The organism is Sphingosinithalassobacter sp. LHW66-3 (assembly GCF_050703275.1).
Taxonomy (GTDB): Bacteria; Pseudomonadota; Alphaproteobacteria; order Sphingomonadales; family Sphingomonadaceae; genus Sphingomonas.
Genome location: NZ_CP193482.1, coordinates 2,438,514 through 2,461,601 on the forward strand (window position 1 = coordinate 2,438,514; position 23,088 = coordinate 2,461,601).

29 protein-coding genes and 1 tRNA gene are annotated in these 23,088 nt (G+C 69.3%); 20 read left to right on the top strand and 10 right to left on the bottom strand.

Annotated elements, in window-relative coordinates; genetic code table 11:
- Window positions 1-70 precede the first annotated feature (70 nt).
- The 3 genes from ACQ450_RS11950 (at window position 71) to ACQ450_RS11960 (ending at window position 1,958) form a co-directional block, all read left to right on the top strand.
- Window positions 71-1,174: a phage portal protein gene (locus ACQ450_RS11950; RefSeq protein ID WP_431469414.1), complete on the top strand. Its 1,104-nt coding sequence runs from the start codon at window positions 71-73 to the stop codon at window positions 1,172-1,174.
- An 86-nt stretch (window positions 1,175-1,260) separates the two neighbouring features.
- Window positions 1,261-1,569 carry a DUF6127 family protein gene (locus tag ACQ450_RS11955; protein ID WP_431469415.1) on the top strand — a complete coding sequence of 103 codons (309 nt, stop codon included), beginning with the start codon at window positions 1,261-1,263 and terminating at the stop codon, window positions 1,567-1,569.
- The gene (locus ACQ450_RS11960; RefSeq protein ID WP_188053841.1) at window positions 1,560-1,958 is read left to right on the top strand and encodes an HK97 family phage prohead protease; all 399 of its coding nucleotides are present in this window, start codon (window positions 1,560-1,562) and stop codon (window positions 1,956-1,958) included. Before ACQ450_RS11955 ends, ACQ450_RS11960 begins: the two co-directional genes overlap by 10 nt.
- Window positions 1,959-2,001: 43 nt before the next feature.
- On the opposite strand, the gene ACQ450_RS11965 is transcribed toward ACQ450_RS11960, so the two are convergent.
- Window positions 2,002-2,310: a hypothetical protein gene (locus tag ACQ450_RS11965; RefSeq protein WP_431469416.1), complete on the bottom strand. Its 309-nt coding sequence runs from the start codon at window positions 2,308-2,310 to the stop codon at window positions 2,002-2,004.
- Between the two features lie 15 nt (window positions 2,311-2,325).
- Window positions 2,326-2,508, bottom strand: coding sequence for a hypothetical protein (locus tag ACQ450_RS11970; protein ID WP_431469417.1), 183 nt, complete (start codon window positions 2,506-2,508; stop codon window positions 2,326-2,328).
- Window positions 2,509-2,629: 121 nt separating this feature from the next.
- Between ACQ450_RS11970 and ACQ450_RS11975 the strand changes: the two genes are divergently transcribed.
- The 8 genes from ACQ450_RS11975 to ACQ450_RS12010 all read left to right on the top strand — a co-directional run bounded on the left by ACQ450_RS11975 (window position 2,630) and on the right by ACQ450_RS12010 (window position 6,418).
- On the top strand, window positions 2,630-3,685 hold the full coding sequence (locus tag ACQ450_RS11975; RefSeq protein ID WP_431469418.1) for a phage major capsid protein: 1,056 nt from the start codon (window positions 2,630-2,632) through the stop codon (window positions 3,683-3,685).
- 107 nt (window positions 3,686-3,792) lie between these two features.
- Entirely contained in the window at window positions 3,793-4,344 is a 552-nt protein-coding gene (locus ACQ450_RS11980; protein WP_431469419.1) for a head-tail connector protein, read from the top strand.
- Window positions 4,341-4,538, top strand: a complete 198-nt coding sequence (locus ACQ450_RS11985) for a hypothetical protein (RefSeq protein WP_431469420.1) — start codon at window positions 4,341-4,343, stop codon at window positions 4,536-4,538. Before ACQ450_RS11980 ends, ACQ450_RS11985 begins: the two co-directional genes overlap by 4 nt.
- Window positions 4,535-4,939, top strand: a complete 405-nt coding sequence (gene gp17, locus ACQ450_RS11990) for a tail completion protein gp17 (protein ID WP_431469421.1) — start codon at window positions 4,535-4,537, stop codon at window positions 4,937-4,939. Before ACQ450_RS11985 ends, gp17 begins: the two co-directional genes overlap by 4 nt.
- Window positions 4,940-4,949: 10 nt before the next feature.
- Entirely contained in the window at window positions 4,950-5,357 is a 408-nt protein-coding gene (locus tag ACQ450_RS11995; protein WP_431469422.1) for a phage major tail protein, TP901-1 family, read from the top strand.
- Window positions 5,354-5,668: a gene transfer agent family protein gene (locus ACQ450_RS12000; protein WP_431469423.1), complete on the top strand. Its 315-nt coding sequence runs from the start codon at window positions 5,354-5,356 to the stop codon at window positions 5,666-5,668. The genes ACQ450_RS11995 and ACQ450_RS12000 overlap by 4 nt, the downstream gene beginning before the upstream one ends.
- Window positions 5,665-5,862, top strand: a complete 198-nt coding sequence (locus ACQ450_RS12005) for a phage tail assembly chaperone (RefSeq protein ID WP_431469424.1) — start codon at window positions 5,665-5,667, stop codon at window positions 5,860-5,862. Before ACQ450_RS12000 ends, ACQ450_RS12005 begins: the two co-directional genes overlap by 4 nt.
- Entirely contained in the window at window positions 5,855-6,418 is a 564-nt protein-coding gene (locus tag ACQ450_RS12010) for a tail tape measure protein (RefSeq protein WP_431469425.1), read from the top strand. The genes ACQ450_RS12005 and ACQ450_RS12010 overlap by 8 nt, the downstream gene beginning before the upstream one ends.
- 1 nt (window position 6,419) lies before the next feature.
- On the opposite strand, the gene ACQ450_RS12015 is transcribed toward ACQ450_RS12010, so the two are convergent.
- Window positions 6,420-6,554 (bottom strand): hypothetical protein, encoded by a 135-nt coding sequence (locus tag ACQ450_RS12015; protein WP_431469426.1) that lies wholly within the window; start codon window positions 6,552-6,554, stop codon window positions 6,420-6,422.
- A gap of 138 nt (window positions 6,555-6,692) precedes the next feature.
- On the opposite strand from ACQ450_RS12015, the gene ACQ450_RS12020 reads away from it, so the two are divergent.
- The 6 genes from ACQ450_RS12020 (at window position 6,693) to ACQ450_RS12045 (ending at window position 14,087) form a co-directional block, all read left to right on the top strand.
- On the top strand, window positions 6,693-8,978 hold the full coding sequence (locus ACQ450_RS12020) for a DUF2460 domain-containing protein (RefSeq protein ID WP_431469427.1): 2,286 nt from the start codon (window positions 6,693-6,695) through the stop codon (window positions 8,976-8,978).
- Complete coding sequence (locus tag ACQ450_RS12025) at window positions 8,979-9,788, top strand: DUF2163 domain-containing protein (RefSeq protein ID WP_431469428.1); 810 nt, start codon at window positions 8,979-8,981, stop codon at window positions 9,786-9,788. It abuts the gene before it with no gap.
- Window positions 9,785-10,183: a peptidoglycan endopeptidase gene (locus ACQ450_RS12030; protein ID WP_431469429.1), complete on the top strand. Its 399-nt coding sequence runs from the start codon at window positions 9,785-9,787 to the stop codon at window positions 10,181-10,183. Before ACQ450_RS12025 ends, ACQ450_RS12030 begins: the two co-directional genes overlap by 4 nt.
- A gap of 9 nt (window positions 10,184-10,192) precedes the next feature.
- On the top strand, window positions 10,193-12,355 hold the full coding sequence (locus tag ACQ450_RS12035; protein WP_431469430.1) for a phage tail protein: 2,163 nt from the start codon (window positions 10,193-10,195) through the stop codon (window positions 12,353-12,355).
- Window positions 12,352-12,861 carry a DUF2793 domain-containing protein gene (locus ACQ450_RS12040; RefSeq protein WP_431469431.1) on the top strand — a complete coding sequence of 170 codons (510 nt, stop codon included), beginning with the start codon at window positions 12,352-12,354 and terminating at the stop codon, window positions 12,859-12,861. The genes ACQ450_RS12035 and ACQ450_RS12040 overlap by 4 nt, the downstream gene beginning before the upstream one ends.
- A 101-nt stretch (window positions 12,862-12,962) precedes the next feature.
- On the top strand, window positions 12,963-14,087 hold the full coding sequence (locus ACQ450_RS12045; RefSeq protein WP_431469432.1) for an OmpA family protein: 1,125 nt from the start codon (window positions 12,963-12,965) through the stop codon (window positions 14,085-14,087).
- 170 nt (window positions 14,088-14,257) lie between these two features.
- Here the strand turns inward: ACQ450_RS12045 and ACQ450_RS12050 are convergent, their stop codons facing one another.
- Window positions 14,258-14,995, bottom strand: a complete 738-nt coding sequence (locus ACQ450_RS12050; protein WP_431469433.1) for a YgfZ/GcvT domain-containing protein — start codon at window positions 14,993-14,995, stop codon at window positions 14,258-14,260.
- A gap of 44 nt (window positions 14,996-15,039) precedes the next feature.
- On the opposite strand from ACQ450_RS12050, the gene ACQ450_RS12055 reads away from it, so the two are divergent.
- The gene (locus ACQ450_RS12055; protein WP_431469434.1) at window positions 15,040-16,365 is read left to right on the top strand and encodes a dihydroorotase; all 1,326 of its coding nucleotides are present in this window, start codon (window positions 15,040-15,042) and stop codon (window positions 16,363-16,365) included.
- A 150-nt stretch (window positions 16,366-16,515) separates the two neighbouring features.
- Here the strand turns inward: ACQ450_RS12055 and ACQ450_RS12060 are convergent, their stop codons facing one another.
- Window positions 16,516-17,307, bottom strand: a complete 792-nt coding sequence (locus ACQ450_RS12060) for a DUF1134 domain-containing protein (protein WP_431469435.1) — start codon at window positions 17,305-17,307, stop codon at window positions 16,516-16,518.
- 161 nt (window positions 17,308-17,468) lie between these two features.
- On the opposite strand from ACQ450_RS12060, the gene ACQ450_RS12065 reads away from it, so the two are divergent.
- A tRNA-Ser gene (locus tag ACQ450_RS12065) sits at window positions 17,469-17,561 on the top strand.
- A gap of 50 nt (window positions 17,562-17,611) precedes the next feature.
- Here ACQ450_RS12065 and ACQ450_RS12070 read toward each other — a convergent pair.
- Both ACQ450_RS12070 and ACQ450_RS12075 read right to left on the bottom strand, forming a co-directional pair.
- On the bottom strand, window positions 17,612-19,135 hold the full coding sequence (locus ACQ450_RS12070) for an ABC transporter permease/substrate-binding protein (RefSeq protein ID WP_431469436.1): 1,524 nt from the start codon (window positions 19,133-19,135) through the stop codon (window positions 17,612-17,614).
- On the bottom strand, window positions 19,132-19,917 hold the full coding sequence (locus tag ACQ450_RS12075) for an ATP-binding cassette domain-containing protein (RefSeq protein ID WP_431471221.1): 786 nt from the start codon (window positions 19,915-19,917) through the stop codon (window positions 19,132-19,134). Before ACQ450_RS12075 ends, ACQ450_RS12070 begins: the two co-directional genes overlap by 4 nt.
- A 55-nt stretch (window positions 19,918-19,972) precedes the next feature.
- Here ACQ450_RS12075 and ACQ450_RS12080 point away from each other — a divergent pair, with 55 nt between their 5' ends.
- Window positions 19,973-20,773 (top strand): SDR family oxidoreductase, encoded by an 801-nt coding sequence (locus tag ACQ450_RS12080; protein WP_431469437.1) that lies wholly within the window; start codon window positions 19,973-19,975, stop codon window positions 20,771-20,773.
- A gap of 6 nt (window positions 20,774-20,779) precedes the next feature.
- Here the strand turns inward: ACQ450_RS12080 and ACQ450_RS12085 are convergent, their stop codons facing one another.
- The 3 genes from ACQ450_RS12085 to ACQ450_RS12095 are packed head-to-tail and all read right to left on the bottom strand — an operon-like array spanning window position 20,780 to window position 23,037.
- Window positions 20,780-21,361 carry a septal ring lytic transglycosylase RlpA family protein gene (locus ACQ450_RS12085; RefSeq protein ID WP_431469438.1) on the bottom strand — a complete coding sequence of 194 codons (582 nt, stop codon included), beginning with the start codon at window positions 21,359-21,361 and terminating at the stop codon, window positions 20,780-20,782.
- A gap of 51 nt (window positions 21,362-21,412) precedes the next feature.
- Window positions 21,413-22,294 (bottom strand): LOG family protein, encoded by an 882-nt coding sequence (locus ACQ450_RS12090; protein WP_431469439.1) that lies wholly within the window; start codon window positions 22,292-22,294, stop codon window positions 21,413-21,415.
- A 50-nt stretch (window positions 22,295-22,344) separates the two neighbouring features.
- Entirely contained in the window at window positions 22,345-23,037 is a 693-nt protein-coding gene (locus tag ACQ450_RS12095; protein ID WP_188056525.1) for an extensin family protein, read from the bottom strand.
- Window positions 23,038-23,088 lie beyond the last annotated feature (51 nt).

Sequence of the window (23,088 nt, forward strand, 5' to 3'; positions counted from 1 at the left end):
GCCGGCGAGGCGATCCGTTCCGTCGCGGCAAGGCGGAGGGCGGCGCGGGACCGGAACGAAGGAGAAGCGCATGAAATGGTTCGGCAAGGGGCGGCGCGAGGGTGCGCGGCCGGCACTGGCGCGGGCGGGCGGCGCGGGCATGCTGGGCGATTGGCCGCGCTCGTATGAAGCGCAGGTGCGCGACGCCTATCTGGCCAATCCGGTGGCGCAGCGCGCGGTGAAGCTGGTGGCGGAAGGCGTCGGCGGAGCGCCGCTCACTGCATCGGAACCGGCGCTGCTGGCGCTGGTGACGGCACGATCGGGCGGGCAGCTGCTGATCGAGACGGTGGCGGCGCATCTGCTGCTTCACGGCAATGCCTATGTCCAGATCCTGACCGACGCGGCGGGCGGCGTCGCCGAGCTCTATGCGCTGCGGCCCGAGCGGGTGAGCGTGGAACCCGATGCGAACGGCTGGCCGGTCGCCTATCGCTATCGCGTCGGCGAGCATGGCGTACGGCTGGCGGCGGAGGACGCCGCGGGGCGGCCCGCGCTGGTCCACGTAAAGGCGTTCCATCCGGTCGACGATCATTATGGGCTCGGCTGTCTGGGTGCGGCGGCGGGGGCAGTGGCGATCCACAATGCCGCAGCGCGCTGGAACAAGGCGCTGCTCGACAATGCGGCACGGCCGAGCGGCGCGCTGGTCTATGATCCGGGCGACGGCAGCGCACTGGCGGCCGACCAGTTCGAGCGGCTGAAGGCGGAGATGGAGGCGGGTTTTGCCGGTGCGGCGAATGCCGGGCGCCCGATGCTGCTGGAAGGCGGGCTGAAATGGCAGGCGATGAGCCTGACCCCCGCGGACATGGATTTCGTGGGACTGAAGGCGGCGGCGGCGCGCGAGATCGCGCTGGCGTTCGGCGTGCCGCCGATGCTGCTCGGGCTGCCCGGCGACACGGCCTATGCCAATTACCGCGAGGCGAACCGCGCGCTGTGGCGGCTGGCGATCCTGCCGCTCGCCGAGAAGATCCTGGGCGGATTGTGCCAGGGACTGGCGGGATGGTTCGACGGGGCGGCGGTGGGCGTCGACCTCGATCGAGTGACGGCGCTTTCGGAGGACCGCGAGCGGCTGTGGGCGCAGGTGAGCGCGGCCGATTTCCTTACGACCGAGGAGAAGCGCGCGGCCGTGGGGCTGGCGTGACCGGCACGATGCAGACGCGCCGCTCGGCATCCCACTGCCCCGCGTGATCGCGGCAGTCGGCGAAGCGGCGGCAACAGGAGACCGGCATGAGCGAGGATACGGGAGTGCTGGCGCAGCTCATGCGCCAGGCCGAGGAAGCGGGCACCGATCTGGCCACGCTGCGCGGCATCGCCGAGGAAGCGGGCGAGCTTGGCGCGCGGCGTGCGCTCGCCAAGCTGGGGCTCGACGATGTGGCGGCGCCGCGCGACATGGCGGAGCTGCGCGAGCTTCTGGGCGCATGGCGCGACGCGAAATCGTCGGTGTTCAAGCTGCTGCTCGGATGGGCCGGCCGGATGGGGCTGACGGTGGTGCTGGCGGGGCTGGCCGTGAAGCTGGGCTTTGCCGAATGGCTGTGAGGTTCGCCGGATATGCCGCGGTGTTCGACGCGCCCGACCGCGGCGGCGACGTAGTCCGGCGCGGCGCGTTCGGCGCCGTCGGGCCGGTGCCGCTGTTGTGGCAGCATGGCGGCGCGCCGGTGGGTGCGATCGAGCGGATCGAGGAGGATTCGCGAGGCCTGCGGGTTATCGGTCGCGTCGCCGAGCCGAAGCTGGCGGCGCTGGTGGCGGCGGGGGCGGTGACCGGCCTGTCGTTCGGCTATCGCGTGCGCGCGGCGCGACGCGGCGCGCGGCGCGAACTGCTGCGCGTGGATCTCGCCGAGGTCAGCCTGGTAGCACAGCCGATGCAGCCGCTGGCGCGGGTTCATGCGCTGGCCGCCGAGAAGATCGGCGCGGCGAAGTCGGCGTAATAGTAGAGGTAGAAGAGAGCGATTCCGGCGAGCGCGGCGGCGATCAGCGCACGCGGACGGGCGAACAGCGCCACCAGGTGCAGCGCGAGCAGGACTCCTTGGCGGCGAAATAGTGCCGCACGTTCGACCAGTGCTCCTGCGCGATCATCGCCCGCAGGAGCGGAAATTCATAGACCCAGATCAGCGCGTTGATCGCGAGCAGCATGCCGACGGTCCAGCGGCGGTGCGCAAGGAAATAGGCGTCGAGCGATGGCCAGTCGGCGGTCTCGCGCGGGACGGCGGTGCGCGCGAGCACGAAGAAGAGGATGCCGATCATCGTCGGGTTGGCCAGGCCGACCAGGTTCATCGCCACGTTCTGGAGCTTCAGCTAGGCGTCGAGAAACGTCGCCATGAGCTGGATGAACACGGTGAAGCCGAGCAGCGGCGTGAACAGTCCCAGCCTCGGCCGTGCCTTCGCACCGATCAGGTTCGCGAAGCCCGCCATCAGCTCGGCGACCGCGAGGCCGAGCAGCAGGCCGTAAAAGGTCATGAAGAATTCGAACTGGCTCATTGCCCGCTCTCCCGGCGTCGGGACAGTGTGCGCGGTGCCGGATTCCAAAGCAACCGGAAGGGCGCGGGGCCTTTCCCTCCACCGCTCCCCACCGGGGAGGGGTTTTTTGCGGGAGACGGGAATGACGGAAGTGGCGGACGGGCTCGAGGCGAGCTTCGAGGCACAGGACGGAACGGGCGCGGCGATCGCGCGGCCGATGCTCGCGGGCTCGCGGGCGCCGGGCGCGGCGGCGTTCGAGAGCTTCGTGCGATCGGGCGTAGGCGGGCTGGAAGTGAAGGCCTTCACCGGCGCAAGCGATGCCGCCGGCGGCGTGGCGGTTCCCGACGAGATCGACACGATGATCGACGCGACGCTGAAGAGCATCTCGCCGATCCGCAGCATCGCGAATGTGGTGCAGGTGGGATCGAGCGGATATCGCAAGCTGGTGACGAGCGGCGGCACGCCTTCGGGTTGGGCGAGCGAGACCGGCAGCCGCGACGAGACGGCGACGCCGGCGTTTCACGAGATCGCCCCGCCCTCGGGCGAGCTCTATGCCAATCCGGCGGCGAGCCAGGCGATGCTCGACGATGCGGCTTTCGATGTCGAGCAATGGCTGGCGGGCGAGATCGCGGCCGAGTTCGCGAAGGCGGAGGGCGCGGCCTTCGTCAATGGCGACGGGACCGACAAGCCCAAGGGCTTTCTGCAGGCAACGGTGTCGCTCGCGGGCGATGCGACGCGCAGCTTCGGCCAGCTCCAGTATCTGCCGAGCGGCGCGGCGGGCGCGTTTGGCGACGATGCCGAGGAGACGCTGATCGATCTGGTCCAGACGCTGCGGCCGCCCTATCGCCAGGGCGCGGTTTGGGTGATGAATTCGGCGACGCTCGCGCGCATCCGCAAGTTCAGGACGAGCGCCGGCGAGTTTCTGTGGCAGCCCAGCCTGGCGGCGGGGCAGCCCGCAACGCTGCTCGGCTATCCGGTGGTCGAGGCCGAGGACATGCCCGACATCGCCGCGAACAGCCTGTCGATCGCGTTCGGCAATTTCAAGGCGGGCTATCTGATCGCCGAACGCTCGGCGACGCAGATCCTGCGCGATCCCTATTCGAACAAGCCGTTCGTCCACTTCTACGCGACCAAGCGCGTCGGCGGGATGGTGAGCAATTCGGAGGCGATCAAGCTGATGCGGTTCAGCGCGAGCTGATCGCGCGCTGCGACGGCCGCCGCGCCCAGCGGGAGGCGGCGGCCGCATTTTTCATTCGCCGAGGCGCAGCCGCGCTTCGCACCTCCGTATCCGCGGGAGAATCGCACATGACAGCACCGCCGTTTCCGGCGGCGGCGATCGCCGCCGTGCGCGCCGACATCGAGAGCCATTTGCGGATCGCGGCGAGCGCCGAACCCGCGCTGACCGAGCGGGTGGCCGCGACGGCGCTTGCGCTGTGCGAGGCATTCACCGGCACCGCGCTGATCGTCCGCGAGCATGAAGAGATCGTGGCGGGAGAACGCCGCTGGCAGCGGCTGACGGCGGCGCCGGTGCTCGCCGTGACCGGCGTGGCAGCGCTCGACGCGGGCGGGCAAGAGACGGCACTAGCGCCCGAAAGCCACGCGGTCGACATCGACCCCGCCGGCTATGGCTGGATCCGAGTGACGGCGCCGGGGATCGCGCGGGTCCGCGTGCGCCACAGCGCCGGGCTCGCCGCCGGCTGGGGCGACGTGCCGCCGCCGCTGGCGCAGGGCGTGCTGTTGCTGGCGGCGCATCTGTTCGAGGCGCGCGGCGGCGATGCGGCGCCGCCGGCGGCGGTGAGCGCGCTGTGGCGGCCGTGGCGGCGGCTGCGGCTGCGCAGCCCGGAGCGAGCGGCATGATCCGGCGCGTGGAAGCTGCGGCCGAGCGGCGCGCGGCGGCAGCGGCGGAGCGGCTGGCCGAGCGGATCGCGTCGGCGCTGCCGGGAGTGCGCGCCGAACGGAGCGGTATGCGCGTAACGCTGTCCGGACGGGATCTGGCGCGGCGGGCGCTGACCGACCCCGTGCTGCGCTGGCTGGGAGGGTTGCTGCGATGAGCGTGCAGACGCTGGTGCAGGCGGCGCTCAAGGCGGCGCTCGAAGCCCATGCGCCGCTCGCCGGGGGCGTGACGGCGGTGTTCGACGCGCCGCCGGTGCGCGCGGCGCGGCCCTTTGCAGTGGTGGAGGAGGCGATCCTGACCGACTGGGGAGCCAAGGGCGCCGAGGGGCGCGAGGCGCGCGTGGCAGTCGCGCTGTTCGATGCGGGCGAGCGGCCGGTGCGGCTGCGGGTGCTTGCAGGAGCCGCCGAGGAGGCGATCGCGGCACTGCCGCGGGCGCTGGGCGAAGGCTGGGCGGTGGCGAGCCTGGTGTTGCTGCGCAGTCGGATCGCGCGCGAGGGCGACGGCCGCTGGATGGCGCTGAGCGAATTTCGCGTGCGGATGCTGCGCACCGAATTGTGAGGAGATCGACATGGCGGCGGAAAAGGGAAGCGCGTTTCTGTTGAAGGTGGGCGATGGCGGATCGCCGGCGGCGTTCACGACCGTGGCGGGGCTGCGCACCACGCAGCTTTCGGTGAACGGCGAGGCAGTGGCGATCACGAGCAAGGATTCGGGCGGGTGGCGCGAGCTGCTGTCGGGCGCGGGCGTGCGATCGGTGAGCGTTTCGGGCGCGGGCGTGTTCACCGGATCGGCGGCCGAGGCGCGGGTGAAGACCAATGCGCTGTCGGGCGTGCTCGACGACTATCGCCTGAGCTTCGAGAGCGGCGAGAGCATGACCGGGAAATTCCTGGTCACCCGGCTCGACTATGCCGGCGATTTCAACGGCGAGCGCAGCTACACGCTGAGCCTGGAAAGCTCGGGCCCGGTGGTGAGCGCATGAGCGCGGCCGCCAATCCGGTGCGCGGCGAAGCGAGCCTGCGAGTCGCGGGCGAGACGCTGGTGCTGCGGCCGAGCTTCACCGCGCTGGTGGCGGCGGAGGCCGAACTGGGGCCGCTGTTCGCGCTGGTCGAGCGGGCCGCCGAGGGGCGGCTGGGACTGGGCGAGATGGCTGCCCTGTTCTGGCACTGCCTGCGCGAGCGGCCCGAGGGGTTGACGCGTGCGGCGTTCGGCGAGGGGCTGGCCGCAGCGGGGCTGGCGGCGGCGACGCCGGCGCTGAAGACGCTGCTGGGACAGATATTGGCGGGGCGATGACGCCGAGCTTCGCGGCGGCGGCGCGTCGACTGGCGGGGCTGGCCGGAGTCGCCTTCGGCTGGGCGCCGGAGACGTTCTGGCAGGCGACGCCGGCCGAGCTGGAGGCGCTGGTGCGGGCGCTTTCGGGCGAGGAGGCTGCGCCGCCCGATGCCGCGCTGCTGGCGAGACTGAAGGAGCAGTTTCCCGATGGATGAGGAAATCGAGCGGCTGGTGGTGAGCGTGCGCGCCGACACAAAAGGCCTCGCGCGGGACCTGGCGGCGATACGCACCGAGATGGAGGGGCCGCTCACGACAGGGGCCGAACGGGCGGGACGGGCGATCGAAGGCGCGCTCGCCCGCGCCGTGCGAACCGGCAAGTTCGGTTTCGAGGAGCTGCGCGCACTGGCGCTGAACGTGCTGGGCGACATTGCGGCGAACGCGATCCGCGGCGGCATCGGTGCGCTGGGCGGCGGCACCGGCGCCGCCGGACTGGGCGGGCTGATCGCGGGCCTGCTCGGAGCGCCGGGGCGGGCGACGGGTGGGCCAGTGAGCCCCGGGCGCCCCTATTGGGTGGGCGAGCGCGGGCCCGAACTGTTCGTGCCGACCAGCGCGGGCAGCGTCGCGGCGGCAGCGCCCGGCAGCGCGGCGGCGCGCGAAGTGCGCGTCGCGATCACGGTGAACGCAGGCGCGGGCGAAGCGCCGCGCGCGCTGGCGCAGTCGAGCCGCCAGGTGGCGCGCGCAGTGAAGGCGGCACTGGCGCAGGTGGAGTGAGTCACAGGCTGCCGAGGAAGGTGAGAACGCGCTCCAGCAGCCACACCGCGGTGGGCGCGAGCAGCCACCAGAGCAGGAAGAACAGCACGATCAACACAAAGGCATTCCCGCAACCGGCGCGCAGCAGCTTTTCCACAGCGTCTCTCCAGAATGCCGATGCGGCTCGCCCCTTTTGTGCGGACACCCATCGCGCGGCTCGCCGCGCGATACAAGGCAATCACATCGCACATCCTCCGCGCCGCGCCGGGCCGAGCGAGAAGAGAAGGGAAGCACCATGGGCTATTGGCTGGCGTCGGAGCGGCGCGGGCAGGCGGAGGGCGTGCTCACGCGCTTCGACCCCGCCTTTTGGACAGTGAATTTTCCCCGGCCGATGATGGCGGCGGTGACGACGACGGCGTCCGATGCGCTGCGCGTGGATGCGGTCTTCTATCGCGCCGACGACCTGTGCGGGCTGATCTGGGAGTCCGAGGACCGGCACGATCACCCGCTGCTCGCCTATGCGACTCGGCGCGACTATCGCGACTGCCGACTATCGTTCCGCTGGCGCGCGTCTGGCGTGCGGGCGCTCGACGCCGTCAACGGGCCGGTGCTGACGATCGAGGGGCGGGATGCAGCGGGGAACGCGCGCGCCTGGTATGTCCGGCTGTGGAACTATGCGGTCGGCACCCCCGAGGATGCCGTGGTGTCGCTCGACTTCGCGGCGCTCGTCGGCGGCTTCATGCTGCCCCATGAGGCCGATCCGGTGTTCGCGGGCGACATCGACCGTATGTTCGTTTCGCTGGTCGCGCCCGGCTATACCGGCACCGACGCGGCGCTCGATGCTCCCTCGGAGGGGTGGGTCGAGCTGTCGCGGATCGCCTGCGAAGGGCCGGGATCGGTGCTGGCGATCGGCGACGTGGTGGTGCCCGAGCACGGGCTGTCGATCGCGAGCGGCTATGACGACAGCTATCACCTGACGCCCGCGCGGCTGCTGCGCAACGCGATGCACCTCGGCTATCGCGGGAGCATCGTCCATTATGTGGGGATGAGCCATTATTTCCGGCTCGAGCCGCTGGGCGGCGGCTATTACGTCAGCCTGGCGGGGGGCGTGCTGAACGCACCCTGCGCCGCCTGGCACCACAATTTCGCGGTGCGGGCGAAGGCGCTGGGATATACCGTCATTTGGTCGCTCAGCTACGAGCTGTTCGACGCGCATTGTTGGAACGACTGGAAGCAGCGAGCGGCCGACGGATCGCCGGCGCTGACCGGATGGGAGCCGCCATCGGCGCTGCTCTCGCCCGCGCATGCGGGTGCGATGGGTTATCTGAAGCAGGTGGCCGCGGCATTCGTCGGCTTCGCGGGCGCCGCCGGAATGCCGGTACGGTTCCAGATCGGCGAGCCGTGGTGGTGGGTGATGGCCGACGGCCGCCTGTGCATCCACGACGCGGCGGCGCGGGCGGCGCTGGGCGATCCGCCCGAGCAGAATGTGCGCGGCGCGCCCGACCCCGAGGTGCTCGACGCCGCCGGGGCCGTGCTGGCGGCATCGACACTGGCGCTGCGCGACACGGTGCGCGCGGCGGCGCCGGGGGCGGAGATCCTGCTGCTCGCCTATCTGCCGACGGTGCTCGACCCGCTCGCGCCCCAGCTCAAGCGCGCGAACCTGCCGGTCGGCTGGGCACGACCCGCGTTCGACGTGCTTCAGCTCGAGGATTACGACTGGGCTGCGACCGGACGCACCGCGCTGACCGCGCGCGGGATCGCGCAGGCGGAGGCGCGGCTCGGCTATCCAACGGCGGAACAGCATTATTTCGCAGGATTCGTGCTGCGGCCCGACGATCGGCGGCAGTGGCGCGCGATCGATTCGGCAGCCGAAGCGGCGCGGGCGCGCGGCGTGGCGGAGACCTTCGTCTGGGCGCTGCCGCAGGTGCTGCGCGACGGCTATCTTCATTTCGATCAGGAGGACGATGTGCAGGCGTTCGACGACGTGGCCTTCCCCCTGGCGCTGGGCCGCGAGGCCGAAGTGGCGCCGCAGCTTTCCACTGCCATCGTGACGAGCGCGGGCGGACATGAAAAGCGCAACGCCGACTGGGCGGAGGCGCGGACATCCTATGACGTGGGGCCGGGGGTGCGCTCGGAACGCGACATCGCCGAACTGCTCGCCTTCTTCCGAGCGCGAATGGGCCCGGCGCGAGGATTTCGGCTGCGCGACCTCTTCGACGATCGCTCGCGCGAAGACGGCGGCGAGCCCACGCCGATCGATCAGCGGATCGGGACGGGCGACGGCGCCATGGTGCGCTTCGCCCTAGTGAAACATTATGGCCAGCAGATCCGGCGGATCACTCGGCCGGTGAACGGCAGCGTGCGCGTGGCAATCGATGGAGCGGAGACCGGCGGCTTCACGCTCGAGCCAGGCGGCTGGGTGACTCTCGACGCCGCGCCCGCGCAGGATGCGACCGTCACGGCCGGCTATTATTTCGACGTGCTGGTGCGCTTTGCCGAGGACCAGCTGCGGGTGAGCCGGGCGACATTCCTGGCCGGGGAGGCGCCGTCGGTGCCGCTTATCGAAATTCGCGAGGGCTGAATGGCGGACTGGCTGGCAGGCGACTGCACGACGATCGCACTGTGCTGGCGGCTCGCGCGGCGCGACGGCGTCACGATCGGGTTGACCTCGCACGATCGCGACATCGAAGTGGACGGGCTCGTCTATCGTGCGGCGCCCGGAATGACGCCATCGGCGATCGAGCGCAGTGCGGGGCTGGACGCGGACAGCATGGATGTGAGCGGAGCGCTGACCAGCACGGCGATCACCGAGGCCGATCTGCTCGCGGGGCGCTGGGACGGAGCCGATGTCGCGATCCTCGCGGTCGACTGGAGCGCGCCGGGCGAGACGGTGTCGCTCGGCGGAGGGACGATTGGCGCAGTCGAGACGCGAAACGGCGCACTGACCGCGGAGTTGCGCGGTGCCTCCGCCCTCCTGGAACGGCCGGTGGTGGAGACGACGTCGCCCGATTGCCGCGCCGAGCTGGGCGACGCACGCTGCCGAGTGGCGATGGCCGGACGGCGGCGGTTCGCCCGCGTGGTTTCGGCGGACGCCGAGGTGCTGACACTGAACGCTCCCGAGCCGAGCGCCGATGCCTATGGCCATGGCCGATTGCGCTGGTTCGGTGGCGGGAATTGCGGTCTGGAGGATGCCGTCGCCCGTTCCGACGGCGCGACGGTCACGCTGCGAGCGCCACCGCGCTTCGACCCCGTCGGCGCGCTAGTGGAGCTAAGCGAGGGGTGCGATAAGCGCCTCGCCACCTGCGCCGGACGGTTCGGCAATGCCGTCAACTTCCGCGGCGAACCCTATCTGCCGGGGATCGACCTGCTGACGCGCTACCCCGGCGGATGAAACCGGGAGCACGCGCCGTGGAAGCGGCGCGGCGCGCACTGGGCGCGAGATTCCGGCTGCACGGGCGCGATCCGGCGACGGGGCTCGACTGCGTCGGGCTGGCGGCGCTGGCGCTGCGCGCGGAAGGGTTCGCCGGGGAGGTGCCGAGCGGATATGCATTGCGACGCAGCGACATAGGCAAGATCGTTCGACAGCTGGCCGGATCGGAGCTGACGCGGTGCTACGATTCCCGCCCGGGCGACCTGCTGCTGTGCGCCGTCGATGCCGGGCAGCTCCACATGGCGATCGCGAGCGAGACCGGCATCATCCATGCCGATGCAATGCTGCGCCGTGTGGTCGAACGGCCCGGGGAAGTGCCCTGGCCGGTGCTGGGACGCTGGCGCGTCCAATCATAGGAGAGGTGAATGGCGACGCTGGTGCTGACGGCGGTGGGCAGCGCAGTGGGCGGGCCGATCGGCGGCGCGCTTGGCGCGGCGCTGGGTGGCGCGATCGACCGGACGGTGCTTTTCCGCCCCCCGGGACGCGAAGGGCCGCGGCTCAAGGAGCTGGCGCTCCAGACCTCTTCCTATGGGACCGAGATCCCGAAGCTATACGGCAGGATACGCGTTGCCGGATCGGTGATCTGGGCGACCGACCTGATCGAGCATCGCAGCACCGGAAGCAGCGGCAAGGGACAGCCGAGCACGACGCGCTACAGCTATACGGCGAGCTTCGCAGTGGCCCTTTCCGCTCGACCGATCCAGGGGGTGCGGCGGATCTGGGCGGAAGGCAAGCTGCTGCGCGGCGCGGCGGGCGATCTCAAGAGCCGGACGGGCTTTCGGCTGCACCGCGGCGGCGAGGACCAGCTCGCCGACCCGCTGATCGGCGCGGCCGAAGGCGCGGGACTGGCGCCGGCGCACCGCGGAACCGCCTATGCCGTCTTCGAGAACATGGATCTGGAGCCGTTCGGCAATCGGATTCCGGCGCTGACGTTCGAAGTCGAGGCGGATGCGGGGGCGGTGGGCATCGGCGTCATCCTCGACGAGCTGGCTCCCGAGGTGCTGGCGAGCGATGCTGAGCTGCCGGAGCTGCTGGGGTTTTCCGCACACGGCGCCAGTGTGCGCGCAGTGGCCGAAGTGCTCGCGGGCGCAGCGAACGGCTGGTTCCGCGAAGGCGATCGTACGATGGTCCTGACCCGTGGCGGCGGACCTGCGAGCGTGGTCGCGGACGGAGCGGCGGGCGAACGCGCCGCGCGCGCGATCGCGGCGGCGGACAAAGCGCCGCGCAGCCTGACGCTCACCCATTATGATCCCGCGCGGGATTTCCAGATCGGAGTGCAGCGGGCGCAGCGCCCCGGCGCCGGCACCCGCGAGAGCCGTGTCGAGCTTCCCGCCGTGCTCGATGCCGGTGCGGCGCGCACGCTGGCGAGCGAGGCGCTGGCCCGCATGGAACTGGAGCGCGAGCGGCGGCGCGTGACGTTGGGGTGGGACGCACTAGCGCTTGCACCGGGCGGGCGCGTGCGGATCGCCGGCGTGCCGGGGCTGTGGCGGATCGAACGCTGGACGCTGGAAGCGATGCGCGTGCGGCTGGGGTGCGTGCGCGTGGCGCCTGCCGCGCTGCCGATGGCGGCGAGCGGCGGCCGCGTGGCGGCGGCGCCCGATGACGAGATCGGCGTGACGGTTCTCCAGGCGTTCGAGCTGCCGCCGCTGGAAGATGCGCCGGCGAGCGGACCGCTGCTGGCGATCGCGGCGGCAGGCACCGGAGCGGGATGGCGCAGTGCAGCATTATTGACGAGCATCGACGGTGGCGCGCGCTGGGACAGCGCAGGCTCGACCGGCCTTACCGCGCTGCTCGGCACGATCACCGTCCCGCCGGGAGGCGCGTCTGCGATGCTGGAGGATCGGACGAACATCCTCGAAGTGACACTGATGGCCGCAGGCATGACGCTCGGCGATGCCGATGCCGCCGCGCTGGACGCAGGCGCCAATCTGGCGATCGCGGGAAGCGAGCTGCTGCAATTCGCCCGCGCCGAACCCCTGGGAGGCGCGCGGTGGCGGCTGAGCGGCCTGTGGCGCGGACGCCGCGGCACCGAATATGCGATCGCCACCCAGGCGGTGGGAGATCCGTTCGTCTGCATCGCCGCCGATGCGCTCAGAGTGGTCTCACTGGGGCCCGAAACGATCGGCGGCGCGCTGCAGGTGCTGGCGCAAGGGCCTGGCGACGCCGTGGCTGTCGCAGCATCGGCGCCCATCGATGGGCGCTCGATCCTGCCCCCCGCGCCCGCGCACCTCCGAGTCGAGCCGCTGCCGGACGGCAGCGTCCGGTTGCGCTGGATACGGCGAAGCCGGACGGGCTGGCGCTGGGTGGATGGAGTCGATGCGCCGCTCGCCGAGGAGCGCGAGCGCTATCGCGTCACAGTGGCGCCGAGCGCGGCGCCCGCTCGAATCGAAGAGACGGATCAGCCGACACTGATGCTGAGCGCAGCCGACTGCAGCGCCGGGTGCCATGTCAGTGTCCGGCAAGTCGGCACGCACGGGCTCTCGCGGCCTGCCGAGCGACTGGTGCAAGCGACGGGAGAAGGAAGGTGAGCGCAGAATCGACACCGCGGCTGACGTTGCCGCTGCTGGCTGCGGGCCAGGCGCAGAAGGAGATGTTTCACAATGAGGCGCTCGCGCGGCTAGACCTGCTGGTGCAGGGAAGCGCCGAGGACATGGGCGCGGAAATCCCGCCCGAGGATCCCGAGCCGGGGCAGGCATGGGTGCTGGGCGCCGACCCGACCGGCGCTTGGGCCGGACACGCGCATGCTCTCGCCGGATGGACCGAAGGCGGCTGGCGCTTTGCGGCGCCGCGCGAAGGCACGCGCGTCTGGGTCGCCCAGGAAGGCGCCTTCGCGCTGTTTTCAGGCGGGAGCTGGACGATCGGTGAAGTGCGCGGCAGGGTTGTCGTCGAAGGCCATCAGGTGGTTGGCCGCCGCGGCGCAGCGATCGGCGATCCGGCCGGTGGAACGACCGTGGACGTCGAAGCACGTATCGCTCTGTCGGCGGTGCTCGCGGCGATGCGCGCGCATGGGCTGATCGATCCGCCCGACCTGTGACGTTCCTGCAACAGTCGGCGTATTCTTGCGCTTGCGCGGAAACCAAGCTTTCGCTAGGGAGTTGGCGCTGTCCGAAGTGACATCAATGAAAGGGGATTAAGATGCGGAAGCTTGCCGTCACTCTGGCACTTGCGTCGACCGCGCTCAGCACTCCCGCCCTGGCCCGCGACGACGCGTGGTATGTGGGTGTCGAAGGCGGCGCGATGCTCGTCGAGGATATCGATTACGACATCGGCGCATCGCCGCGCGCCGCGACCGTCGATCACGACAATGGTTTCGATGTCGATGGCATCATCGGCTACGATTTCGGTGCGTTCCGCGCAGAAGCGGAAGTCGGCTATCGCCGTGCGACCGTGTCGAGCTATCGTTCGGCTCTCACGACGCCTGTTTACCTGCCCACCGGTGCGCTGGTGAGCGGGCCGTCCGGCGTCTATGATTACGCGGGCGGCTCGACCTCGGCGCTCAGCTTCATGGTCAATGGTCTGCTCGACTTCGGTGAAGACGCGCTCGGCGGCTTCGTCGGCGGCGGTGTGGGTGTTGCCCGCGTCAGCCAGGAAGTCGGCCTCACCACCGACGGCCCGTTCATCGACGACTCCGACACGGTGTTCGCATGGCAGGCAATCGCCGGCCTGCGCGCGGCGATCAGCGAGAACGTCGACGTCACGCTGAAGTATCGCTTCTTCAATGCGGACGACGTCCGGCTGGTCGATGTGACCGGTCGCGAGTTCGACGGTCGTTTCCGGTCGCACAGCCTCCTCGGTGGCGTGACGTTCAACTTCGGTGCGCCGGAGCCCGTGATCGTCCCGACGCCGGCGCCGACTCCGATCTACACGCCGACGCCGACTCCGACGCCCACGCCGACCCCCACCGTCGTCTGCACGCCGGGGCCGTACATCGTGTTCTTCGAGTGGGATCGCTCCGACATCACGCCGGAAGCCGGAACCATCCTGAACAACGCGATCAACAACTATCGCAACTGCGGCAATGCTCAGGTGATGCTGGCAGGCCACGCCGACCGTTCGGGCCCGGCGAGCTACAACGTTGGTCTGTCGCAGCGTCGTGCGAACTCGGTGCGCGACTATATGACGAGCCGCGGCATCCCTGCCGGCGCGATCTCGACGGAAGCCTTCGGCGAGAGCCGTCCGCGCGTCGCGACCGCCGACGGTGTGCGCGAGCTGCAGAACCGCCGCGTGGAAATCACCTACGGTCCGGGTTCGGGCATGTAAGCCACGCGGGTTCTTCGGAACTCGAAAGAATGGGGAGGCCGGGAAACCGGCCTCCCTTTTTCGTTGCGCGAGCGTGTCTCCTGGGCCGGCAGGTCCGCGCGCTCGCGCGCTCGCATGCCGCCAAGAACAGCGGCGCGACGCACGGCCGTGATGCGGCTCGCGCTCCGGCTCTACGGTGCCGCTGTCGCCAGCGCGGCCTCAAGCCACGCAGGCCGAAGCGCGTCGCCCAAATCCTCGACCCGGCGGTTCTCGACCATGAGCCCCAGCTCCGGATATGTCGCGCGGGTCCGCGGGCCCGGCTCGGCGAGGGGGGCGACGACGAGGCGACGGCTCACCTTTGCGCGATAGTGCATCCGGGCAGTATTCTCCTGACCCACGAAGCACCCCTTGGTGTAGCTGGCTCCGTTCAGCTCCTCGGCGTTACACTCGAGCCAAAGCGTCTTGTCCTGCCCGAGCTCGGCTGCGCCTTCGGCGACTCCCAGCTGGAGGCGGTGCTCGAGCCAGCCGTTCGCAACCGCGCCGCTGTCAGCTCCCAGCCAGCGCCGGCCGAGCTCCGGAAGACGCGGGTCGGCCAGCCCGTGCTCGCCGCTGGCCGCCCAATGCACACCGCCGTCAACCGGCTCGATCGAAATCGCGCGGCGCAGCCGGTAGAGCGAAAGCCGTTTTGCGAGCGCCTCCCGCTGAGCCGCTTCGCAATCGATCAGGATCGAGTCGCCATCATCCCAGAGGATGAAGTCGAAAAGCGCCTTGCCCTGAGGCGTCAGCAGCCCCGACCAGCGCGGGCTTATGGGCGAAACGGTGCGGACATCCTGTGTCACGAGCCCCTGGAGGAAGCCGCGCACGTCCTCGCCGGACAGCCGCAGCAAGCCGCGGTCGGCCAGCAATGTCCCCGGGGTGGTATCGATCATAACGAACAGGTAGGAGGTCGCAGGGCAGCACGAAAGGCTTTGCGATGGCGCCAGTCGACCTCAAGCTCGCGAACGGGCGCGTATATCTGCCCGGCGGACCGGCCGATGTGGATGTGGGCGTGCGCGACGGCCGCATCGTCGCTGTGGGCAGCGTCGGTGACGCCGGCGAGACGATCGACTGCACCGGCCTCGATATTCTCCCCGGCGTGATCGACACGCAGGTCCATTTTCGCGAACCCGGGCTCGAATATAAGGAAGACCTGGAGAGCGGCAGCCGTGCCGCGGTGCTGGGCGGCGTGACTGCGGTGTTCGAGATGCCGAACACCAAGCCGAACACCGACAGCGCCGATGCCGTCGCGGACAAGCTGCGCCGGGCCGAAGGCCGGATGTGGTGCGATCACGCGTTTTACGTGGGCGCCACTTCCGCCAATGCCGAAGCGCTTGCAGAGCTCGAGCGCCTGCCCGGTACGGCCGGGGTCAAGATCTTCATGGGCTCGTCGACCGGCGACCTGCTGGTATCCGAGGATTCGGAACTGGCACGGGTGCTGCGTTCCGGCCATCGGCGCGTCGCGGTGCATTGCGAGGATGAGGACCGGATGAACGCACGCGCCGGTGAGCGCGTGACCGGCGATCCCGCTTCGCACCCGGTGTGGCGGGACGATGAAAGCGCGATCCTGGCGACTCGCCGAATCCTGCGTCTGGCGCGCGAGGCGCGGCGGCGCGTGCACGTGCTCCACGTCACGACACCGGCCGAGCTCGAGCTGCTGGGGCAGAACAAGGACATTGCCACCTGCGAAGTGACGCCGCAGCATCTGACGCTTGCGGGCGAGGACGCCTATCCGCGGCTCGGCAGCCTTGCGCAGATGAATCCGCCGATCCGATCCGCCGCGCATCGCGACGGGCTGTGGCGCTGGATGGCGCAGGGTGTGCCCGACGTGATCGGTTCGGACCATGCGCCCCACAGCCGGGAGGAAAAGGCGCAGCAATACCCCCGAAGCCCGAGCGGCATGCCCGGCGTGCAGACATTGCTGCCGCTGATGCTGAACCATGTCGCCGAGGGCCGCCTGACGCTGCAGCGGCTGATCGACCTGACCAGCGCCGGCCCGCAGCGCGTATTCGGGCTAGTGGGCAAGGGGCGCATCGTGCCCGGCTATGACGCCGACTTCACCGTCGTCGATCTGAAGGCGCGCTGGACGATCGAGGAAGCGTGGCTCGCGTCGAAGTGCGGCTGGTCGCCGTTCACCGGGATGGAGCTCACCGGCAAGCCGATCGGAACGATTATCCGCGGCAATCGCGTGATGTGGGACGGCGCGCTGGCGGACGCCGCGATCGGCGAGCCGGTGAAATTCGAAAGCGTCGCGTTCGGCTGAAAGCGGCTCGCGCCAGGAAGCCGCGCTGCTGTTCCGCGATCGGCCACCGTTGGACCTAGAGCATCACCAGCGCTGGTCGCGCGCCTGCCCTGTTCCGCCTATCGGCCGAACCGCAGCGCACTGCCCCGGCGCAGCATCAAAGCGGGTGGCTTAGAACGGCAGCCAGCGCTGTTCCTCGGAGAACTTCATATAGCCGACATTGGCGCCGAGCCGCCACCCGACGCCCAACCGGACGGGGATGAGCACCGTGTCGCCGCTGCGCAGATACGCCGCCGAGAAGCCGCCGACGAAATAGGCGCGACCTTCGCCCGCCGGGAAACGCTTGTAGAGCTCCTGGCTGTCGTAAAGATTGTAGACCAGCACGAAGACCTTATTGGCGTCGCCGCCGACGTCGAAGCCGACCGAGGGCCCGGTCCAATAGACCGGGCGCTGGCCCTCGACCCGGTGAAAGAGCGTGCCCGAGCCATAGCGCAGCCCGACGATGAAGGCGCCGCCCGCTTCGCGCCCCGCGATATAGGCATTGGGTTCGCCCTGCTCGCGCAGAATGTTCTCGATGATGCCCGCGAGACCCTCGGCGCCGCGTCCGAACACGCCTTCGGCGGCGCCGATAAGATCGTCGCGGGCATAGGTGTCGCGCGTCTCGATTCGATTGGCGTCGAGCGTCGGTTGCCCATTCTGCGGAGTCGCGGGCGGAGCCGCATAGGGATTGACCGCGGGATCCACGGAGGCCGGCGGTTCGGCCGGCACCTGCTGATATTGATCCTGTTGGTAATAGGGATCGGGCGTCGCGCTCGGCGTCGGCGTGCTCTGCGGCTGCGGATCGTTTAGATCGGCGTCGATCGCGGAATTCGGATCGATCGTTTGCACCTGCGCCGCCGCCGGAACCGTTCCCAGACCCAGCACGGCAGCCGCCGCCCATAGCATCACCGACTTCAAACGCATCGCTTCACCCCAAACCCGATCGCGGCGAGCCTAGGCGGCGGCTACTGACGCTGCAATGAACAGGCGGCAGCCCGAGTCGAAATCGCGCCCGATCGTCTGCGCCAAAGCGCAGTTGATCGGACGGGAGAGCGCAGCTATAGGCCGCGGTTCAGGCGCTGTCCGGAGACGTGGGTGAGTGGCTGAAACCAGCGGTTTGCTAAACCGCCGTATGGGTAAATCCCGTACCGAGGGTTCGAATCCCTCCGTCTCCGCCATCTTTCGAATCAGCCGATACAGACCCGCCCCGCCGGGGGGGCAGCGACGCTCACAGGCCGATCCGCTGCTCGAGCCAGCGTGCTGCCTCCGCGGGGCTAACCTTTTCCTCGTCGCGATCGACCATGTAGTTCGCTTCGCGCATCGCCTCGACCGGGATGGCACCGATCAGCGGGCGCAGCGCTTCGACGAAGCGATCATCGTCGGCATGTTCCGGAGCGATCAGCAGGATCGCGTCATAGCCGGGGATGGCGCCGCGATTGTCCTCGAGCACCTTGAGATCCTGCGCGGCGATGCGCCCGTCCGAGGAGAAGGCCGGGATCACGTCGGCGCGGCCGCTGGCGAGCGCGCGATACATGAAGGTGGGATTGAACGCGCGCGTCGATTCGAACGCGATGCCATAGGCGCGTTGGACCGCCGCCCATTCGGGCCGCTCGAGAAACTCGACGTCGGTCGCGAGGCTCATCCGCGGCGCATGTGGCACCAGATCCTCGATCGTCGCAATTCCGAGCCGCTCGGCCTGATCGCCGCGCATCGCGAAGGCATAGGCGTTCTCGAACCCGAGCGTGCCGAGCAGCCGAACGCCGCTCGTTCGGCGGGTCCATTCGCCAACCCCTTCGACGATCGCCTCGCGCCCGGGAACCGTCTGACGACCCATCTGATTGGTCCAGAGTGTACCCGAATAGTCGACATAGACATCGACATCCCCCGAGGCGAGCGCACCATAGACCACGGCCGAGCCCAGCCCCTCGCGATATTCGACCGTATAGCCCGCTTCCTCCAGCTGGCGGCCGATCACCCGTGCCAGGATGAACTGCTCGGAGAATCCCTTGGCGCCGACCACCACTGTACGCTGGCCGGTGGGCAGCATCGGAGCCGAGGCCAGCAGCACTCCGGCCAGCAGGATGCCGAGGCTGCCGAACACGAGACCGCGCCGGCGTTGGCGGAGACCGGTTTCGGCGAGCCCGAGAAGCTGATCGACCGCCAGCGCGAGACCCGCCGCGGCGATGCATCCGGCGAGTACCAGCGCCCAGTTCTGCGTCTGGAGGCCCGCGAAGATCAGATCGCCGAGGCTCGGCTGGCCAACTGTGGTCGAAAGCGTCGCGGCGCCGATCACCCACACCGCTGCGGTGCGGATGCCCGCCATGAGAACCGGCAGCACCAGTGGCGCCTCGACGAGCAGCAGCTTCTGCCGCGCCGTCATCCCGACGCCGTCTGCCGCCTCGAGCACCGCCGGATCGAGATTGAGCAGCCCGGTAACTCCGTTCCGCAGGATCGGCAGGATGGCGTAGAGCGACAGCGCGAGCAGCGCCGGCAGAAAGCCGAGCGCAGGCAGCCATTCGCCGAAGATCGTGCGCAGCGAGAGCAGCAGCGGGTAGAAGAGCGCGAGCAGCGCCAGCGACGGGATCGTCTGAACGAGGCTGGCGAAGCCCAGTGAGACCCGCGCGACCGTGCGGCTGCGCGCCGACCAGATGGTGAGCGGGATGCTGATCGCGAGGCCGAGCAGCAGCGCCGCCATCGCGAGCAGAAGATGCTGAGCGAGAAGTTCCGGGACCCGGGTCCAGGCGGCGGTCATCGCCCGCTCTCCAGCGCCGCCAGCCGATGCGCCTGTTCGCGGGGAACGGCGACGAGCGCATCCGCCGCGGGTCCGCCTTCGCCGGCGATCAGCGCGCCGGGAGTCGCGTCGGCGACGATGTTGCCCGATTCCATCACCAGCACTCGGTCAGCGAGCAGCAGCGCCTCGGCCATGTCATGGGTCACCATGATGGTGGTGAGCCCGAGCCGGTCGTGGATCGCGCGCACGGCTGTTCCGAGCGTATCGCGCGTGATGGGGTCGAGCGCGCCGAACGGCTCGTCCATCAACATCAGGCCCGGTTGAGTCGCCAGGGCACGCGCGACTCCGACTCGCTGGCGCTGGCCTCCGGAAAGCGCATCGGGGAGCCGCTTGGCCATCGCGGGCGTGAGCTCGACCAGTTCGAGCAGCTCGGCGACGCGCTTCGCGTTTTCGCGCTCGCCTTTCAGCCTGAGACCGATACCGACATTTTCTCCTACCGTCAGATGCGGGAAGAGGCCGGTGTTCTGGAAGACGTAGCCGATCCGGCGACGGAGCAAATGGGGCGATTCCGAGTCGACGGGATCGCCGCCGATCAGCACCCGCCCGTCGCTCGGCTCGATCAGCCGGTTGACCGTCTTGAGAAGGGTCGACTTGCCCGATCCCGAAGCGCCGACCAGCGCGACGAAGCTGCCTGCCGCGATGTCGAGCGATACGGAGTTCACTGCGATCACGCCGCCTGCATAGCGCTTGGCAAGGCATTCGAAGGAGACCGAAGGCCCGAGGGTGCGCGATTGCTCTGGCATCCGGGGCACTTGTGCGGGATGAAGCGGGAAAGGTCAAAAAAGAGGAGAGGGGCAGATGGGGGACGGCGCCAAGGCGATTTTCATTTCTGGCGGGGCTTCAGGCATCGGTCTTGCGACCGCGCGCCTTTTTGCCGAGCGCGGCTGGCGCGTGGGGCTCGCCGACATCAATGCAGCCGGACTGGAGGCGGCGAAGGCGGCGCTTCCCACCGACCGGGTTTGGACTCATGTGATGGACGTTCGCGAGCGCGACCAATGGGAGGAGGCGCTGACTGGCTTTGTCGAGGCAAGCGGCGGACGCCTCGACGTCTTGTTCAACAATGCTGGGATTCCGGTGGGCGGTCCATTCGTGGAGACCGATGCGGTGACGCTGGACCGATGTATCGCGATCAACCTGAGCGGCGTCGTGAACGGCGCGCACATCGGCTTTCGTTTGCTCAAGGCCACTCCAGGCAGCTGTATGCTGATCACAAGCTCGGCGGCGGGGATCTATGGCACTGCGGGCGGTGCGATCTATTCGGCGACGAAGTTCGCAGTGCGCGGGCTGGCGGAGGCGCTCGACGGCGAATGGGCTCCCGAGGGCATCAAGGTGCGCACGATCATGCCGAGCTTCATCGAAACGCCGCTGCTGGATCAGCCGCTAGCGAACAGCAACCGCACCGTGCGCGAAAGCGTAACCGAAGGCGGGCTCGAGATCACGCCGGTGGCCGAGGTGGCCGAGGCGGCCTGGCAGGCAGTGCACGGCGAGAAGCTGCACACGATTGTGGGAAAGACTGCGCAGCGGCTGCGCTTTGCCACGCGATGGATGCCGAAAAAGGTCCGGCAGATGTCGCAAAGGCGCTCGCGCCAGCTCGGCTGAGGCGCCTCAGGCCAGGAGCAGCGCGAGCTGCACGCGCGCCGTGCCGCGCTGGAGCATGCCGAGTTCGCGCGCGGCGGCTTCGGACAGATCGATCACGCGGCGGCCGTGATAGGGCCCGCGATCGTTGATCCGGACGACGACGCTGCGGCCCGAGTTCGGCTCGGTGACGCGTACGCGCGAGCCGAGCGGCAGCGTGCGGTGCGCCGCCGTCATCAGCGCCGGATCGAAGATCTCGCCACTGGCAGTGGAGCGGCCGGCGAACGCATCGCCATAATAGCTCGCTTCGCCGAGGCCGACGATCCGGCTGGCGTTGCGGAAGGTGTGATCGACGACGTCGCGCGTCGCGGAGGGAAGCGGCGAGGGTTCGGCCGTTTCGAAGGCGGCGAGCTCGCTATCGACGCCGGCGAGACCCTTGCCGAGCGAAATGCGTTCGCGCGGCTCGGGCACGGTGGCCAGCGAGACGGAGAGGAGGGCGGTGGCGACCAGCGCCGCGATCAGCCCCAGGCGGAGCCAGCGATTCTCCAGCTTGAGCCGGACAAAGGCACGGAGCCGATCGCTCCGCGTCGGGAGCGTATGGGCTTCGGTCATAGTCCCCTACCAGTGAACGAACGCGCGAGTTGGTTCCGATAATTCGGGAGCCTAGACCAGCGGCGCGTCGTCCCGTTCGCGATAGAAGTCGCGCACGATCTCCCACCCTTCCTCGGCAGTCTCGACGAAATGGAAGAGCTTGAGGTCGCGCGGGCTGATTACGCCTTCTTCGCAGAGCGCTTCGAAATTGACGACGCGCTCCCAGAATTCGCGGCCATAGAACAGCACCGGCATCGGCTCGATCTTGCCGGTCTGGATCAGCGTGAGCAGTTCGAACGATTCGTCGAAGGTGCCGAAGCCGCCGGGGAAGACCGCCACCGCGCGCGCGCGCAGGAGGAAGTGCATCTTGCGCAGCGCGAAATAGTGAAACTGAAAGCTGAGCGACGGGGTGACATATTCGTTCGGCGCCTGTTCGTGCGGAAGCACGATGTTGAGTCCGACCGATTCGCAGCCTGCGTCCGCCGCGCCCCGATTGGCCGCTTCCATGATCGAGGGGCCGCCGCCCGAACAGACGACGAAGTGCCGCTTGCCGTCGGCGTCGCGCGCGAAGCAGCTCGCGGTGCGCGCCAGCTCGCGCGCGACGTCGTAATATTTCGACTTGGCGACCAGCCGCTCGGCGATGCGCCGCGACTCGGGGGTGTCGGCGAGTTCGAGCATCGCCTCGGCCTTGGCCGGCTCGGGAATGCGCGCCGAGCCGTAGAAGACGAACAGCGATGCGATGTTCGCCTCGTCGAGCAGCAGGGTGGGCTTCAGCAGCTCGAGCTGGAAGCGCACCGGGCGCAGATCCTCGCGCAGCAGGAACTCCATGTCCTGAAAGGCGAGGCGATAGGCCGGATGCGCGGTCTGAGGCGTGTCGTGGCCGCTGGTACGGGCGGTCTCGGCATCCTGATCTGCGCGGCGGAAGACGCGGGAAGGAACGCGGGTGTCACTCATGATGACCGCGCGTTAGTCGATCCGGGCGCCGCTGCAAATGGGGCGGCTGCTCAACTGCAGAAGGGCCCGCGCCCCATGTCGAGATGGAAGTGATCGTGGTGCGCGGCGTTATAGTCGGGGCTGAGCACGGTCTTGAAGCGGCGACATGCCGAACGCCGAACGACCTGCAGAAACTCGCGCACCCTGGGATCGGAGCTGTTCCAATCGTCCTTCAGCGTGATTCGGCGCCCGTCGGCCAGGCGAAAACCCGAAATGTCGACTGCATTGGCGAGGCCATGTTCCGACACCCGGCGCGCGGCGCTGGCGCCCGCGCCGATGATCCCGCGGCACGAATAGGTGCCGAAGCTTTCGACTCGCACGAGTTCGCTGCCGAGGATCTCGCGTGCGGCGGGAGCGACGCCGTGGCGCACCCAGGCGGAAAAGGTCTGCGCGAGCGGGCAACGCATCGACTTGAGCCCGGTGACCGGAACGCCGATGTCGAGCAGCTGGACTGCGCCGATCACCAGGCATCCGCCGCCGAAATCCTGATCCGGCAGCGGGCGATAGCTGACGTTCTGACGCTCCAGATCGGCAAGGCATTGCCGCGTCTCGCGATCAGGCGCGCCCGGCAGCGCGATCGGGCCGCTGGCGCGTGGTTCGATCGGGCCGGGGCGCGGCACGCGCGGACTGTCACTTCCGCCGCCGCCGAAAATGCATCCGGTGAGCAGGAGCGGCAGCAAAAGGGCGAGGACGTGGCGAGTCATCATCGTGCGGCGAGTTTGACGAACCATGGTTACCGGAGAGTTAAGCGCCGG